17 protein-coding genes and 1 pseudogene are annotated in these 14,737 nt (G+C 39.7%); 3 read left to right on the top strand and 15 right to left on the bottom strand.

Annotated features, from left to right (window positions below; translation table 11 throughout):
- Positions 1 to 207 precede the first annotated feature (207 nt).
- Positions 208 to 876: an ArsR/SmtB family transcription factor gene (locus ACR32F_RS16955; protein WP_440108941.1), complete on the top strand. Its 669-nt coding sequence runs from the start codon at positions 208 to 210 to the stop codon at positions 874 to 876.
- A gap of 136 nt (positions 877 to 1,012) precedes the next feature.
- On the opposite strand, the gene ACR32F_RS16950 is transcribed toward ACR32F_RS16955, so the two are convergent.
- Positions 1,013 to 2,353 carry a 6-phospho-beta-glucosidase gene (locus ACR32F_RS16950; protein ID WP_440108939.1) on the bottom strand — a complete coding sequence of 447 codons (1,341 nt, stop codon included), beginning with the start codon at positions 2,351 to 2,353 and terminating at the stop codon, positions 1,013 to 1,015.
- Between the two features lie 161 nt (positions 2,354 to 2,514).
- On the opposite strand from ACR32F_RS16950, the gene ACR32F_RS16945 reads away from it, so the two are divergent.
- Positions 2,515 to 3,483: a LacI family DNA-binding transcriptional regulator gene (locus ACR32F_RS16945; RefSeq protein WP_440108937.1), complete on the top strand. Its 969-nt coding sequence runs from the start codon at positions 2,515 to 2,517 to the stop codon at positions 3,481 to 3,483.
- Between the two features lie 262 nt (positions 3,484 to 3,745).
- Here the strand turns inward: ACR32F_RS16945 and ACR32F_RS16940 are convergent, their stop codons facing one another.
- From ACR32F_RS16940 to ACR32F_RS16915, 6 genes are all read right to left on the bottom strand, one after another.
- Positions 3,746 to 4,090: an alcohol dehydrogenase catalytic domain-containing protein gene (locus tag ACR32F_RS16940; RefSeq protein ID WP_440108935.1), complete on the bottom strand. Its 345-nt coding sequence runs from the start codon at positions 4,088 to 4,090 to the stop codon at positions 3,746 to 3,748.
- A 210-nt stretch (positions 4,091 to 4,300) separates the two neighbouring features.
- Positions 4,301 to 4,630, bottom strand: a complete 330-nt coding sequence (locus ACR32F_RS16935) for a thioredoxin family protein (RefSeq protein ID WP_145321604.1) — start codon at positions 4,628 to 4,630, stop codon at positions 4,301 to 4,303.
- Positions 4,631 to 4,651: 21 nt separating this feature from the next.
- A complete protein-coding gene (locus ACR32F_RS16930; RefSeq protein WP_440108933.1) occupies positions 4,652 to 5,134 on the bottom strand; it encodes a rhodanese-like domain-containing protein in 483 nt (160 codons plus the stop codon).
- Positions 5,089 to 5,772 carry an ArsR/SmtB family transcription factor gene (locus ACR32F_RS16925; RefSeq protein ID WP_440108931.1) on the bottom strand — a complete coding sequence of 228 codons (684 nt, stop codon included), beginning with the start codon at positions 5,770 to 5,772 and terminating at the stop codon, positions 5,089 to 5,091. Before ACR32F_RS16925 ends, ACR32F_RS16930 begins: the two co-directional genes overlap by 46 nt.
- Before the next feature lie 129 nt (positions 5,773 to 5,901).
- A complete protein-coding gene (gene trxA, locus ACR32F_RS16920) occupies positions 5,902 to 6,225 on the bottom strand; it encodes a thioredoxin (protein ID WP_440108929.1) in 324 nt (107 codons plus the stop codon).
- Positions 6,226 to 6,586: 361 nt separating this feature from the next.
- Positions 6,587 to 7,036, bottom strand: coding sequence for a MerR family transcriptional regulator (locus ACR32F_RS16915; protein ID WP_440108927.1), 450 nt, complete (start codon positions 7,034 to 7,036; stop codon positions 6,587 to 6,589).
- Positions 7,037 to 7,202: 166 nt separating this feature from the next.
- Here ACR32F_RS16915 and ACR32F_RS16910 point away from each other — a divergent pair, with 166 nt between their 5' ends.
- Positions 7,203 to 8,054: an aldo/keto reductase gene (locus tag ACR32F_RS16910; RefSeq protein ID WP_440108925.1), complete on the top strand. Its 852-nt coding sequence runs from the start codon at positions 7,203 to 7,205 to the stop codon at positions 8,052 to 8,054.
- A gap of 570 nt (positions 8,055 to 8,624) precedes the next feature.
- On the opposite strand, the pseudogene ACR32F_RS16905 reads toward ACR32F_RS16910, so the two are convergent.
- From ACR32F_RS16905 to ACR32F_RS16870, 8 genes and pseudogenes are all read right to left on the bottom strand, one after another.
- Positions 8,625 to 8,753 (bottom strand): annotated as a pseudogene (locus tag ACR32F_RS16905) (tRNA 2-thiouridine(34) synthase MnmA); the annotation flags it as partial.
- Between the two features lie 99 nt (positions 8,754 to 8,852).
- The gene (locus ACR32F_RS16900) at positions 8,853 to 9,626 is read right to left on the bottom strand and encodes an MBL fold metallo-hydrolase (protein ID WP_440119917.1); all 774 of its coding nucleotides are present in this window, start codon (positions 9,624 to 9,626) and stop codon (positions 8,853 to 8,855) included.
- 178 nt (positions 9,627 to 9,804) lie between these two features.
- Positions 9,805 to 9,993 carry an Hsp33 family molecular chaperone HslO gene (locus ACR32F_RS16895; RefSeq protein WP_440119915.1) on the bottom strand — a complete coding sequence of 63 codons (189 nt, stop codon included), beginning with the start codon at positions 9,991 to 9,993 and terminating at the stop codon, positions 9,805 to 9,807.
- A 107-nt stretch (positions 9,994 to 10,100) separates the two neighbouring features.
- On the bottom strand, positions 10,101 to 10,643 hold the full coding sequence (locus tag ACR32F_RS16890; RefSeq protein WP_440108923.1) for a cysteine hydrolase family protein: 543 nt from the start codon (positions 10,641 to 10,643) through the stop codon (positions 10,101 to 10,103).
- A 57-nt stretch (positions 10,644 to 10,700) separates the two neighbouring features.
- Positions 10,701 to 12,164: a nicotinate phosphoribosyltransferase gene (locus ACR32F_RS16885; protein WP_440108921.1), complete on the bottom strand. Its 1,464-nt coding sequence runs from the start codon at positions 12,162 to 12,164 to the stop codon at positions 10,701 to 10,703.
- Positions 12,165 to 12,223: 59 nt separating this feature from the next.
- Positions 12,224 to 12,802, bottom strand: coding sequence for a hypothetical protein (locus ACR32F_RS16880; RefSeq protein ID WP_440108919.1), 579 nt, complete (start codon positions 12,800 to 12,802; stop codon positions 12,224 to 12,226).
- Positions 12,803 to 12,817: 15 nt separating this feature from the next.
- On the bottom strand, positions 12,818 to 13,663 hold the full coding sequence (locus ACR32F_RS16875; protein WP_440108917.1) for a hypothetical protein: 846 nt from the start codon (positions 13,661 to 13,663) through the stop codon (positions 12,818 to 12,820).
- An 81-nt stretch (positions 13,664 to 13,744) separates the two neighbouring features.
- Entirely contained in the window at positions 13,745 to 14,623 is an 879-nt protein-coding gene (locus tag ACR32F_RS16870; protein WP_440108915.1) for an SIR2 family NAD-dependent protein deacylase, read from the bottom strand.
- Positions 14,624 to 14,737: the final 114 nt, after the last annotated feature.

The raw sequence follows: 14,737 nt of genomic DNA, 5'->3' as shown, positions 1-14,737 counted from the left end.
AAATGAGTGCCTGGGAGTTAGATTTCATATTAAGATGCATTTTAGCCTTATAACTTGACTTCACTCTGGTTGTTCATGTTAAAATTTTAATATTCAATTGAATCAATAAAGAGTTCAATTTAAAGCGATTTTTAAAATATTGATTTTAGTTCGAATTGAAATTGGGAATCCCCGTTGATAATAAAATAAGAATAGAGGTTGACGATAATGGAAGAATTATTGAATTCAGCGAAGCTTTTTAAGGAAGATCTATATAAACAATTGGCCAGAATAGGAAAATGTTTATCCAGTGATAAGCGTCTGGAGATTTTGAACCTGTTGTCCAATGGCTCTAGAACAGTAGAAAAAATAGCTGCATCTACAGATATGAATGTTGCGAATGTATCCAGACACCTTCAAGTTCTACTCGATGCCAAGCTGGTTAAATTCACGAAAAAAGGAACTTTTGTGATCTACTCTTTAGCTGATCCGGAGATCATCAATTTTCTGTCCTCTTTATGGCGAATTAGTGAGAAACAGATTCCTGACATCAGTAGAATGAAAGATGACTTTATTAACAATCTTGACGACATTCAAACACTTACCATGGACGAGGTCAGGGAGAGAATAAAAAATGATTCAATCATTCTGGTGGATTTACGTCCTAAAGAAGAATATGAAATGGATCATATCGCGGGAGCAATCTCGATGCCGATGGAAGAGTTAGAAGTATTCATAAGAGAAATTCCAAAAAACACAGAGATTATCGCATATTGTAGAGGCCCACTGTGTGTCTACTCCGCATTGGCAGCACAGAAACTTCAATCGGAAGGCTTTACGGCGTATCGCATGGAAGAGGGCCTGAACGAGTGGCAAGAGCACTTCCAATTACACTAAGCCGAATTCTAGGCCAAACTGAAGAACAACCGATTACAATCCAGAGTAAAAAAAGGACTTCAAGGCCTGTACTAGGCTTTGAAGTCCTTTTCAGTTGTAAGAAACGGGATAGGATTTAGAGTTTTAATGAACCCTATTATACAAGAAGGGACTTTTTCGGGTGAAACTGAGGCAAATACTGTTTATGTGCCTCAAGTAATTCATCCAACAAAGCTTTGGCCGAGTCTCCGCTTTGAACCAGTGGATTAGACGTAAATGCTTGCAGGGCCGTTGCATAGCTTCCTGTTACCGCTGCTTCAATCGTTAATTCCTCCATGGACTTCATCAACTGTAATAATCCTCGTTGTGCAGGAGGAAAAGAACCGAAGTGAATAGGCTCAGCACCATGGGAGGTGATTACACTGGTGATTTCAATGGCACTTTCCTTCGGTAGATCACTGATGGCACCATTGTTGCGTGTACTAACAACCATCTGAGTCCCTTTATTGTTATAGATGGAGTTAATAATCTCACAGGCAGCATCACTATAATAGGCGCCACCTCGTTTCTCAAGTTCCTCGGGCTTATGATCTAAAGCTGGATTTTTATATAGCTCGAAGAGGCTTTCTTCAAGACGTTTTACAACTTGTCCGCGAGTCCCTTCTCCCTTGGCTTCTTCAAGTTCCTCCTGGATCATTGCATCTGTCATGTAATAGTACCGATGATATGGACAAGGTAACATCTCTAATTGGACAAGTTGTTCATGCAGGAATCGCATGTTTTTGATATTTTCAACGATTTTCTCTGATTTTGCATCAGGGCCATACAGTTTATCAATTGCTTGACGTGTAAGATCTTGGCCGTTGTGTCCATAAATCTTATGCCAGTGCAGATGATTAATCCCCGCAAATTTGAAAAAGAGTTCATCTTCGTTTTTTTCTAGCACTGCTGATTCGCTTTTCACGGCCACAATGGGGACGTTACACAATCCAATAACCTTCTCCCACATTCCGTAACGAAGAACCGCTTCAGTAACCATGCCTGCTGGATTCGTGAAGTTGATCAGCCATGCATTTGGACAAAGTACTTTCATATCCTCAACGATCTCTAGAATAACTGGAATGGTTCGAAATGCTTTTAGCATCCCCCCCGCCCCATTTGTTTCCTGTCCAATTAATCCGTATCGATTGGGGATCGTCTCGTCTTTGATCCGCGCATCCATGTGTCCTACTCGTAATTGAGTCGTTACAAAATCTGCACCCCTCAAAGCTTCCTGTCGATCAAGTGTCAAATGGACTTCACAATCAATCCCAGCAGCTTTTACCATACGTTGAGCCATGGCACCAACAATCTCAAGTTTTTCTCTGCCTGCTTCAATGTCGACCAACCATAGCTCAGTTATCGGAAGTTCATGATATCGTTTTATAAATCCTTCCACCAATTCCGGTGTATAACTTGAACCTCCACCGATAGTTACAATCTTCAAACTTTTTTTCATATGGAGCTCCTCCTCATGACTAAATTCTTATTGTATTTGTACTGTAATTTATGTAATGCATTACATGTCAAGCATAAAAAAACAAGCTTCGAATGTCGTCCTTTTCTTCTTTGTGGCAGCTTAGAAAACGTGATATGCTGTCTCAGAAGAGGTGGTTAGAGGTGCCGAATATTCAAGATGTTGCTCGCTTAGCTGGAGTATCTACAGCAACTGTATCAAGAGTAATTAACAACCGTGGCTATGTAAGTGACTTAACCAAACGAAAAGTTTTAGGAATTATCAAGGAGCTTGATTATGTTCCCAATGCTAATGCGATTTCTCTAAAAAAAGGTGAAACTCATCAGATTGGAATAATAACGGCCTCTTTTAGTCCCATTATTATTAATTTTGTTCGTGCATTCACTCTAATAGCTGAGAAGAACGGATTTAACATCACTCTTTTTATCACGAATGAGGATGCTGAAAAGGAACTTGTCGCCCTGGAAATGCTAAAACGGAAGCAATTAGATGCTATTGTATGTATGATACGGTCCAATGACTGGAATGTAATTGAATCCTATACCAGATATGGCCCCATTGTGACCTGGCAACGTCTTCAAAACGAGAATCTTCCATCTGTCTTTATGGATCAATTCCATGCTTATTGGACAGGTCTTGAACATCTTCATTCCAAAGGTTACCGAAAAATACTTAGCATATATCCCATGTCCAAAGGATTAAATACAAAGGTACGCATTCGTGCCCATACCGAATTCATTAAAAAGCACAAACTCATGACGTATCCCTTTCCTCATTTCGAAGATAAAACTGTAGTTCGAGATGGTGAGGAAATAGCTGAGTGGTGGGTTTTGCAGGAAAATAGACCTGATGCTATTTTTTGTGCTAATGATGAAGTGGCAGCTGGTCTTATGACAGCTTTGCGTCGGTTAGGTTTTTCCATTCCGGGAGATTTGGGGATTATGGGTTTTGATAATACGGAAGTCGCTCACTTGCTTGATTTGACAACGATTGATTATCCTGTTGTTCAGCAAGCTGAGAATGCCTTTCTCATTTTGCAAAATAGGTGGAATAATACGAGCAACAGGCTAAACCCTTTATCATATAAGTTAGTTGAACGTCGCTCGACATAACATTGTATCGTGTTCAAGCATAGAACCAACCTCAACGTATGCTTAAAACCACTTGTTCAACTTGAACAAGTGGTTTTAAGCATACGTTGCGATTTTTTTTTGCAAATCGTGTTATCTCTACTTGAGATTACAGCTTTATTCAGAAATATTCAGGACAGCACGGAAACGAGTGGATGCTGACATCATTTTATCATAAGCTTCGCTAGCACGATCTAATGGATATGACTCAATCATGGGACGAGTATCCGTCAGTACACTGAAATTAATCGTCGCTTGTATTTCTTTTGGTCCGCCTGTAAACGTGAACTTTACTATTTTTGATGGCACTAAACGTTGTTTCGCCAGCACACATTAGTGGAGCAGCTTCCATCACCGAAATTTCATTTGGAATACTGGACAAACTGTCTTCATAGGCAACCATGTATTCAGCATATCCACCGTCCATTGTTAATCCGGTAACATGGCTATGCCCTCCATTCCATCCAATGCCGACACGTTCTCCAATTTTCCATTTTGACGAGCCTACTCCAAGCTCATCAACAATTCCTATCACTTCATGTCCAGGAATACGAGGATATGCTGACGCAGCGCCCCCCCCCTTGGCCATGGAGTCTCCATTGCATAGCGGGACTGGCACCTCAACTAACTACATTTCTTCTCCTGCTGCTGGAATTTGCATGGCTTTCATTTTCTTCATGAATATACCCCCATAGTTCTATAATGATGGAACTCTCAACAGAATAGTCCAAACCTTTTTATTGTTCAATTAATTAATTGTATATCAGAATAATATAGTTGCTTTATTTTCATTCTAATTTTATATAGCGTTATAAACCTCATCTAATCTTGCTTTTAATTGCTCAAACTGGACAAACCGACCGTCACGAAGATACTCCCTTTGGTCATAGAACAAGATAATCGTGGGAACTGTAAAAGTTAACAATTTGCCAGCCACTGCTTCTACTTGACTAGCATCTATATGAGCAAGCTTTATTTCTGGATAATGGTTAAGCAATTCTTTTAGTTTGGGATAAATTGCATGACATACGCTACAATTATCTTGAGAGACATATAGCATACTTAGTCGGTTATTCTGAATGAACGTATCTATTTCATTCACTGAAGTTATTTCTTGGACATTTGTCATAAAATCACGCCTTACTGTATGTTATTCGGAACATGTATGGCTACTGCTCCAATCATATTCATTACAAAATTGTTCTGAATTTTTCTGCTGACTTTGACCCCATTCAATGAATTGAGTTATCGTGCCTACTAATAAATACAAATCATAAAATCCCTGTTTTCGTAAAATACGTATAGCTTTTATCCCTTTAAAATATTTATTGGTCAGTATAATTACGCTATCTTCGGTGGTCAAATTTTCTTTTCCCCAAACATAAGGCAATCGTCCTAAGGAAATATTAATGGAACCTGGAACGTACTCTTTTTCAAAATCAGAACTATCTCTTATGTCGAGGCATTTAGTATGATCAGGCACCAAAATTAGGTTTGATTTTAAAGATAAAACCGTTACATTACGTATGAAGCGGAGATATTTATATATCCAGTAAATTAGCATAAGAACGATTAAAAGGACATATATCATCTGTTTGCCTTGGCTGAAACCGGACTTCCGTAAGCATTCCACTCGTGTACTCCTTCTTCTATTCGGTATGCTCTGAAGCCCTGTTCTTGGATATAATTCACAGCTTGAGATGCAATAGAACAAAAAGGCCCTCGGCAATAGGCAGCAAGTTCTATATCTTTATTTAATGTTTGTAGATATACTTCTAACTGTTCTAAGGGTACAGAAATAGCACCTGGGATGTGAGATGTTTCATACTCCTCAACGGGACGAAGATCTATGAGAACGAGGTTATCCTGCTTCATTTTAAGCATCAGGTCGTTTTTGCTAATATTGCGAACTCCTTCATATTGCTCTTCCAGTTCATCTTTAATCAGCTTGATGTCAGCGAGTCTGTCCTCGCATAAATTCCACAATGAGGACAAGAATTGTGTTACAGATGAGTCACTGATGTTATATATAACAAACGTACCTTTTTTATGAAATTTAACGAGCTTAGCTTCCAGCAAAATCTGTAAGTGACGGGATACATTCGCCACGCTCATACCTGTTTGGGTAGCTAAACTATCAACAGATTTCGGTCCGTTTGACAAGATATCCATTATCTCAAGTCTTTTGTCACTCGATAAACATTTCCCAATTCGAGCAAATTGTTGATATAAACGTTCTTTAATATCTGATTTAGAACATGTAACTTCCATTTTAAACACTCCTTTCTTTGGTTTGGACTTATCATCCCCTCAATTCTTATGTTGAAAAGAACGCGGTTCAGATGAATCCCTGATCCGTCGTTCTCTTCACATAGGTTCAAGAACAGATTAACCACTTACTTATTTTGAATTGAGCAATCCTTGAATTTTTTCTTTAAGAGCTTGTTTTTGATTAACACCAATCATGGTCTCAGCCAATTTGCCATCTTTAAATAAGAGAAGCGTTGGAATACTTCTAACTCCGAATTGCTGAGCCAATTCGAGTTCCTCATCAACATTGACTTTGGCAATAGTCGCTTGCCCAGCCAAATCATCAGCTAGATCATTTACGATTGGAAGTTGCACTTGACAAGGTGGACACCATGGTGCCCAGAAATCGACTAAAGTCACTCCCGTGTTAACATTCGATTCAAAATTTTGTTTTGTTAATGATACTGCTTCCATAATATAATCCCCCTCATTTAATTTATCAATTATTCAATCGATTAATTGAATTATATGTTTGAAGTTGAATTGTGTCAACCCTCTCGATGAGGTTTAAAAGGAATCTCTCGACTCAGGACAAGGACTATCGTTAACCTTAATGCAAAAAAGCCGCTATATTAGCGACTTTAGATTTGCACTGTTCTTCAATTACTGCTTATATTGATCGTGCCATCACTTAATGGGACATTTAGTATAGCTTTTGACCATTTTATATAAAAGGATACAGTTCCCGTTAGCTCAACGATTCTTCAGTAACAAAAACTCCAACAGGCTAGATATCGTCTTCTTCCGCATCTAATTTAGGGTACCGATTAAAGACTCACGCCTTCCGAACAGAGGGTGAGTAAAATACGTCAGCATGCATATGCTGAATTTTGTCCCAGTTACCGGGATTGGTCGTGTCTGGAGTGCGGTGCTCCAAAATCGCCTGGTATAGGGCAGTTTTTTGTTCTAGATGCTCAACGTGCCGTTTGGCTTCTTCGAGCTGAACTATAGCCGCTTCTTTATGCTCCATCATGAGTGCGAATCGTTGCGGGATGGTAGAATCCCCTTCGAGACAGAGATCGATATACTTTTTGATGAATTCAATTGGCATCCCGGATTGCTTGAGGCATTTGACGCCATGTAGCCAGTTGATCGATTCATCGTCGAACATCCGAATGTTGTTTTGATTGCGCTGTAAGCTAGGTACAAGACCTTTATCCGTGTAAAAGCGCACGGCGTGCTCGGTGAGTCCCGTTATCTGGGCAGCTTCTTTGACCGTATGCATGTGAAACTCTCCTTAAAATAAATTTTTGAAGACGGCTTGACTTCGTGTAGCACGAAGATTCTAAGCTTATTGTAATGCAATTCAGCCGTAAGTGGAATCACCGTTGCCCGATTCCCGGGATACGTGCCGTTTGCTGTTATATATTTGAACACTAGGAGGAGCTAAAATGCAAAATGTAATATTGAACAACGGAGTGAAAATGCCCATCATCGGCTTAGGTGTCTACCAGATTCCCGATGCTGAAGAATGCGAGAATGCTGTATATGAAGCGCTGATGGCTGGTTACCGACTGATTGACACCGCCGCCGGTTATCTGAACGAGGAAGCGGTCGGACGCGCGATCAAACGCAGCGGGGTACCGCGTGAGGAGCTTTTTATCACGACTAAGCTGTGGGTTCAGGATGCTGACTACGCGAGTGCCAAGATGGCGTTTTCCAAATCCTTGAAGAAGCTACAGCTCGACTATCTCGATCTATACCTTATACACCAGCCGTTCGGCGATTACTACAGCGCTTGGCGTGCAATGGAAGACCTTTACCGCGAAGGGAGGATCAAGGCGATCGGTGTCAGCAACTTCCTGCCCGACCGTCTGATGGACCTCATTGTGCATAACGAAATCGTACCTGCCGTCAATCAGGTTGAAACGCACCCATTCTACCAACAGATCGAAAATGCCGCTTTTATGAAAGAGCATGGAGTGCAGCATCAGTCGTGGGCACCATTCGCTGAAGGACAGGGCAACATGTTCGGCAACGAAGTGCTAGCCTCGATAGCGGAAAAACATAACAAGTCAGCTGCCCAGGTCGTACTGCGCTGGCTTGCTCAGCGTGAAATCGTTGTTATCCCAAAATCGGTGAGAAAAGAGCGTATCGTCGAAAACTTCAACATTTTTGATTTTGAGTTGAGCGCAGATGATATGGAACAAATTTTCTCCCTCGATACACGGGAAAGTCTTTTCTTATCCTACCACGATCCGAAATTCGTGAAAATGCTGGGTACCTTGAAAGTTGATCTGTAAAAATTTTTCACGTCGTAAACTCATTCTGTTACGATAATCAGCGTATTCAGATGTTTCAAAGCACTACGAATAACATTTTCTAAAGATTCTGGGTACGCTCCCTATCAGCCGGAACAGGGATAAGAGACCCTCCGGGCCGAAGAACTCATGCGGTCTGCCAAGCTCCTTGGCTAAATACACTTCAAAAAGTTTTTGTCTATTATCGGCTTTTAAATTTCGATGTTGAATGGTATGAATAGCTTCAGCCAACATAGTTCCTAATCCACTCAAAGCGATTTCGTATTCCAAAGTCCAATTTTTTGCAAAATAGAGATTTATATTTCCTTGCAAAGAACCATACGCATCTGTAAGAGTTCCCGATTTATGTTCTTTCAAGGAATCAATTGTTTCTGCAGAAAGGGGTTCCTTGATCAGATCAATTATCTTGGCGAATGCTGCACTACTAACTTTAGCATAACTCTGGATTTCTTCTTTAAAGCTGGACTGAGTCCCGAAAGCTTGATTTAACAAATGATTAATCTGTTCAGTCTCTAGTCCAATCTCTTCAGCTACCGTTTGAATATTGTCCTCTTTAACTTTTGTACCCGTTACAATAATGTCATCTTCACACCCATTCTCGGCTCCAAGGCTCATGGCATGATCTAAGAATGCCTTGAACTTGATTTCCTTATTACAGACGACATCAAGATTCGGCGTTCTTCGCGTTCTTCACGCTTTATTAATAATAATGAAAGAGACCCTTCAAGGGTCTCTTTCCATACAAATTTAAATTTACTAGACGTTTTTTCTGTTTTCACCTTAAAATGAGTAAGATTCTCCATCATCCGGCACTAATACATTAGTCTTGATTCCTTTTTCGTTGATAAAGTTCTTTAATTCTTTTCTGGACAATCCCCAATGGTTAACTGCTTCCATGTGACTAACAATGATGTCTGCTTCAGGAGCAGCCTTGTATACTTTATATACGTCTTCTTTCCCCATAATAAGAGGGCCAGTAGGTCCACCTTCAGTAAATTGGTTTTCGCCACCATTTAGCAAAATAACTTCTGGTTTATAGGTATCGATATTCTCTTGTACTTTGTCATACCAGACGGTATCACCAGCTAAATACACTGTTTTTTCATCCGGGTGTTGGAAGACAATCCCCATCACATTTCCAGCGATCTTTGCCGTTTCTCCATGTCCGTGACGACCATCAACTTCAGTAAGTTCAACTCCATTAAAGTCTATACCTACTTCTTCTTCCATGACTTCAACATTCGTGAACCCTGATTCTTTGGCTAATTTAGCATCCTGTTCATCTTGCATAAACATCTTAATGTCTTTAGGCAACTGGTCTTTTGCCGCTTGGTCAAAGTGATCCTCATGTGTATGAGTTATGATGACAGCATCTACCCCATCAAGAACCTCATCAACGGACATTGGTAATTCAACGATTGGATTCCGATCATCTCTTTCGGCAGGAAGGAAAGGATCAAATTCACCTTTTTTTGATAACATCGGATCAACCAAGAACTTTTGCCCACCGTATTCTACAGTTAATGTAGCATTTCGGATTTGTTGGATAGTCATTTCCTGTTCTTGTTTTTCTTGTTTAGCTGTATCCTTCTCTTCTACGTTCTCCTGCGAGCTACCGCAAGCAGCTAATATGGCGCTCATCAGAAGCCCTGTCGCCGTAAGACTCAATTTCTTTTTAAGATTCTTCATATTAATAAAACCTCATTTCTTAAATTTAATATTTATTTTTCATTTAAATACACAACATAATGAAACGAATTGACTCTTCTTCTGTGTTCGGCATCGGCTGAATAATAAAACCACCAGCAGCTTGAATCGTAAAGTCCGGATTTACTAGTACACCTACAGCAACAGAGGGGGGGACTTGTTCTGAATGCAGTAGGTAAGAGGTAATATCCTCACTGTTTTCATCCGATTCAATGGGAACCTGGCAAAACAGCCCTGCATGTGTATGGGAAATGAAACATAACCTCTCACTTCCCCCGTAACAAGTCCAACACGTTTTTCACCGTCCTAATTGATTTAAATTTATTCAATAATTTGAGTATGGAAGCAACGTTTCATATGGTTTACCATTGTTTCTCCTAGGTCAGTAAATGTTGCTATCCCTCGTTTATGAATGGCTGTTTTGAATCCTTCTGCGTCTGCTCCTGCAACTGTTAAAAAGTCACAAATATCCGTCGTTACCCCAATAGTATGAACCTTTTCTACTCCTAAAATTCTTAAATTTTCAGCTAAATCGGTTTTAAAAAATGCATTATAGTTCGTTTTAGGTGTATAAAATACATTTTCATGATTCTTATTATCTTGAAACCAATCATATAATTCTCCGTACAATTGTTGTCCTTCTGTACCCACAATATTATGAGGTGGCCACAATTCAAAATGTGGGTCATTTTGTTGGTGCGCATCCATTGATACGACAACTACATTTCCCTCTGCTAAAAAACTTGTTGCCAAATCCTTAATATAAGGCACGATGTCTTGGGCTGGCTTACCAACGGTCAATGTTCCATTATCAGCAACAAAATCATTACTCATATCAACAATTAACAAAGCTTCTTTCACCATTTTAATTCAACTCCCAGAAGTTTTTTTCGGAATTACACTTCTTCTAGATGTTTTCCCCTATACAGGGACAGCATTTCGGGCGTGTATTTTTGCTTCCTCAATGTTTTTCATTTTGTTGTCCCAACAAGCCTGACTTAGATCCACAGGATATTCCGCTGGATTTAATGAACGTTTGTATTCGTCCCATAAAAGGCCTAGTTGTTGCCCGGCATAGGATTGAATCTCTTGGACTGACGGACTTTCATACACAAGTGTGCCATGGTCGAAAACATCTTCGTGCAAGTCTTTCGCTGTAAAATTGGTGACAAAATTTCCAATGTACGTATGCACAGGGTGAAACATATGAAGTTTTGATTCTTTTTCTGGTTGTTCGTTGGCTAAGGCGATATAATCCCCTTCTGATTTTTTCGTAAGATTATTGATAATACGATATACCTTTTTTAAGCCTGGTGTTGTGACTTTTTCAGGGCTTGCAGAAATTTTGATCGTGTCACGCATCTGTCCGTTGTCATCTTCAATGGAGACCAGTTTGTACACAGCACCTAAAGCTGGTTGATCGTAGGCAGTGATGGCTTTGGTACCAACTCCCCATGCATCTATTTTCGCTCCTTGTGCGTTTAAGCTCATAACCGTATATTCATCAAGATCATTCGAAGCAAAAATTTTAGTGTCGACAAATCCTGCTTGATCTAATAACTTTCTTGCTTCTTTGGAGAGGTAAGCCAAATCTCCACTATCTAAGCGAATGCCTACAAAATTTATCTTGTCGCCTAGTTCTTTGGCAACTTTGATTGCCATAGGAACACCTGATTTTAAAGTGTTATAGGTATCCACTAAGAAGACACAATCTTTGTGACTTTTTGCATATTTATGGAAAGCAGTGTATTCATCTTGATACGCTTGTACAAAGGAATGTGCATGTGTTCCTGAAACAGGAAGCCCAAATCTTTTTCCTGCTCGAACATTGCTTGTGCTTGAGAACCCACCAATATAAGCAGCTCTTGTCCCCCATAAGGCGGCATCGAATTCATGTGCGCGTCTTGATCCAAACTCTGAGACGGGTTGATCACCTGCGACTTGTTTAATTCGAGAAGCTTTGGTTGCAATGAGTGTTTGATAGTTCACGATATTCAACAATGCCGTCTCGATGAGTTGGGCTTCGATTAACGGTGCTTCGATACGAAGAATGGGTTCGTTGCCAAATACAACTTCCCCTTCTTTCATGGCACGAACCGTCCCTGTAAAACGTACAGTTCGTAAGAAGTCAACATAGTCTTCTTGATAACCAAGTTCTTTTAAATACTCCAAATCGCTTTCAGAAAAATAAAACGTTTGGAGATAATCAATGATTCGTTCCAACCCGGCAAAAATCGCATACCCATTTCCAAACGGCAATTTCCGAAAATACAAATCAAAAACAGCTTTTTTTGTATGAATGTTATCTTCCCAATAAGCTTTCGCCATATTAATTTGGTACAAGTCCGTGTGTAAGGCGAAGCTATCATCTATATATTTGTTCATCACACTTTCCTCCTAACCCTTGTAAAATATGATCGGACTTGCTCACGAAAAGTAGATATTTACAACTTAGTTTCACTACTTTTACGTAAGAGATCTTTAGCAAAGTCAACAAGTTGACTTGCCTCTTCGGTCCGAAGAAACTTTACATCCAAACCATCAGGGCCTAGACGGAATCGATCCAGTGCATCAGCATCCTTGAAAATTTGATACAACAATACGGCTCGTTCACATAAACTAGATGACTTTTTAATCTCTGACAAACCAAGAGAATCATCCTGGTCATGGTAGTAGGTGATGTAATAGGTTTGCTCATCATATGGCAAATCGTGCTCACGGCAATAATCCTTATAGTACTCTGCAGCTCGACCACCATGTCCCTTATCAATCCCATCATCAAGACGACGGGAATCATGGAATACAGCTGCCATTCCAAGTGCATCCTTCTCATCATCACTTAAACCTTTTTGATGTCCGATGAGAAGTGACAGCAAAAGGACACGAGCACAATGGGATTTCGTATGCCATTCACTCTCGGGAAGCCAAAACTCTACATTATTCTCCATGAATGCGTACCATCGTTCATAAGGCTCTTTGATGGGTCCGCAGTTAGGTTCATCCAAAATATTCGCTAAAAACACCTTTCCATTCCTCCCCTAATTCATCTGAACTAATTGCTCTAACACTTCCGCAATATCACCGTCGACACCAATGGATTTATCAGCAATGACATCTGGAATATAAAGCTCCATCCCCTTATTAAAGGTAATATAGATGGCATTTTCCTCCGAGCTGGTTAAATTCATAAATGGGGCTTTGATCAATTGATTTCTTGCACCTACGCCCAATTCCAGTAAGACTATTTTTTTGCCATGAGCATTATCGATAAAATCCTGATAAGCCTGAAGGCTGGCTTGCCATGCCTCACCTCTTAGAAAATTCCGATCGACTTCGACATGGACCTGCATGGGGCCACCACATTCTGGACATTTAGGAATAAGGTTTGCGGGAATTTTTCCGTTTTCTTGGTTTTGGGCCATTTTCATCAATATTTCGTCACCTTGGTAAATTTGATTATGGCAACCATTAGAACATTGCAAATACCGACTATTACCCTCTATTTCGAAAAGCCGTTCCTTTTGAAATCCCGCATGTGTAAAATGAGAATCTGTATTTGAGGTAACCACAAAATAATTTTTATCCTTCACCAGTTCATAAAGGTTCTTCATAACAGGACTGGCTTCCTTGTTATTTAAAAAGTACGCGTACGAACGGCTAAAAAATGCCCATTTTTCTTCCTCGGTAGGATATGGATAAAAAACTCCCTGCAGGATGCTACGAAAACCATACCTTTTACTAAAATCACCAAAATGTTCCAGAAAGGATGAATCCTCTGCAAAAATATTATAACCTCCCGAAATGGCCAGGCCGTTACTTGCGCCGATTAAAATGCTATCTGCCTTCTTGATTTTGCTTAAAACTTCTTGATACTTCTCTTCCATACGAACCTCCATTTTTTTAAATTTTGATGAATCTATTTTGCTTATTGAATTCGTGTAATGCGAAGCCGGATTGCTCAGTACTTATCCAATATCCGAATCTCTTTTTCCCTTCCCGTTCAAAGCATCTTGTAAGACACGTCCAATATCTTCTTTAATCGCAAGTCCTTTTTCACTTAACTCTTGAGGAACTAACGCATCTTTAGGATTTATTGTAATGTAGTAGGCATCCGGAAAACTGTAAGTCATATTCCAGAATGGCTCTTTAATAAACATCGGTGTCATTGTTCCAACGCCTAATTCCAGAAAGAGAATCTTTTTATCTTTGTTATTGATAAGATACTCATTGTATTTTCTTAATTCATATCTGTAAGAGCTTCCTTCCAAAAATACATAAGAGCGCACCCATGGTTCCATTTCCTGCCCGCATTTTGGACATACTGGAACTAACTCTGTTGGAATTCTGGTTCCATCTATGTTTGCATACATGTTCTCAACTTGCTCTTTATTAAAATAAACCTGGTCATGGCAACGGGAGCCACATTGAAAATAACGCATATCCCCTTGAATTGGGGAAACTTTTTCTTCAGGGAAAGTCTTGGAAAACTGTGCGTCTTGATTCGTTGTAACAATGAAATAGTCTTTACCTTGAAGAAGTTGCAATAAATCAAGGTAAGGGCGACCGGCTTCGGCATCATACATATACTTGATATCAGTAGCTAGAAAAGCCCAGCGTTCTTCTCTCGACGGAAAAGGGTAATAAAAACCATCAAAGATATTTTTAATACCATACTTATCCTCAAACTCCCTGAAATATTTTAGAAAGTTTTCATCGGTCTGATAAGCGCTGAATCCACCAGCCTCAGACATCCCAGCAGCTCCACCAACCACAATTGCCTCAGCTTCTTCAATTTTTTGCAGTAATCTGTTTATATTGTCTTGATATTGTTGTTGTAATAACATCTTTTTATTTGTCTCCTTTACTTTGAATTAAATATAATATACAGCTGTTGTGGACAAGTAAACAAGTATGCACTTTTTAGACATATACTATCCAAAAGGATAGTGAGGTTTTAA

The organism is Paenibacillus hebaui (assembly GCF_051934385.1).
Lineage (GTDB): Bacteria > Bacillota > Bacilli > Paenibacillales > Paenibacillaceae > Paenibacillus.
The sequence above is the reverse complement of the archived record's forward strand: the minus strand, read 5'-3'. Positions and strand labels throughout refer to the sequence as shown.

Excerpts from the sequence above, each read along its gene's own strand:
- ACR32F_RS16955 (WP_440108941.1), top strand. The coding sequence starts at position 208 with ATGGAAGAATTATTGAATTCAGCGAAGCTTTTTAAGGAAGATCTATAT.
- ACR32F_RS16950 (WP_440108939.1), bottom strand. The coding sequence starts at position 2,353 with ATGAAAAAAAGTTTGAAGATTGTAACTATCGGTGGAGGTTCAAGTTAT.
- ACR32F_RS16940 (WP_440108935.1), bottom strand. The coding sequence starts at position 4,090 with ATGGCCAAGGGGGGGGGCGCTGCGTCAGCATATCCTCGTATTCCTGGA.
- ACR32F_RS16935 (WP_145321604.1), bottom strand. The coding sequence starts at position 4,630 with ATGACAAATGTCCAAGAAATAACTTCAGTGAATGAAATAGATACGTTC.
- ACR32F_RS16925 (WP_440108931.1), bottom strand. The coding sequence starts at position 5,772 with ATGGAAGTTACATGTTCTAAATCAGATATTAAAGAACGTTTATATCAA.
- trxA (WP_440108929.1), bottom strand. The coding sequence starts at position 6,225 with ATGGAAGCAGTATCATTAACAAAACAAAATTTTGAATCGAATGTTAAC.
- ACR32F_RS16915 (WP_440108927.1), bottom strand. The coding sequence starts at position 7,036 with ATGCATACGGTCAAAGAAGCTGCCCAGATAACGGGACTCACCGAGCAC.
- ACR32F_RS16910 (WP_440108925.1), top strand. The coding sequence starts at position 7,203 with ATGCAAAATGTAATATTGAACAACGGAGTGAAAATGCCCATCATCGGC.
- ACR32F_RS16900 (WP_440119917.1), bottom strand. The coding sequence starts at position 9,626 with ATGACTATCCAACAAATCCGAAATGCTACATTAACTGTAGAATACGGT.
- ACR32F_RS16890 (WP_440108923.1), bottom strand. The coding sequence starts at position 10,643 with ATGGTGAAAGAAGCTTTGTTAATTGTTGATATGAGTAATGATTTTGTT.
- ACR32F_RS16885 (WP_440108921.1), bottom strand. The coding sequence starts at position 12,164 with ATGAACAAATATATAGATGATAGCTTCGCCTTACACACGGACTTGTAC.
- ACR32F_RS16875 (WP_440108917.1), bottom strand. The coding sequence starts at position 13,663 with ATGGAAGAGAAGTATCAAGAAGTTTTAAGCAAAATCAAGAAGGCAGAT.
- ACR32F_RS16870 (WP_440108915.1), bottom strand. The coding sequence starts at position 14,623 with ATGTTATTACAACAACAATATCAAGACAATATAAACAGATTACTGCAA.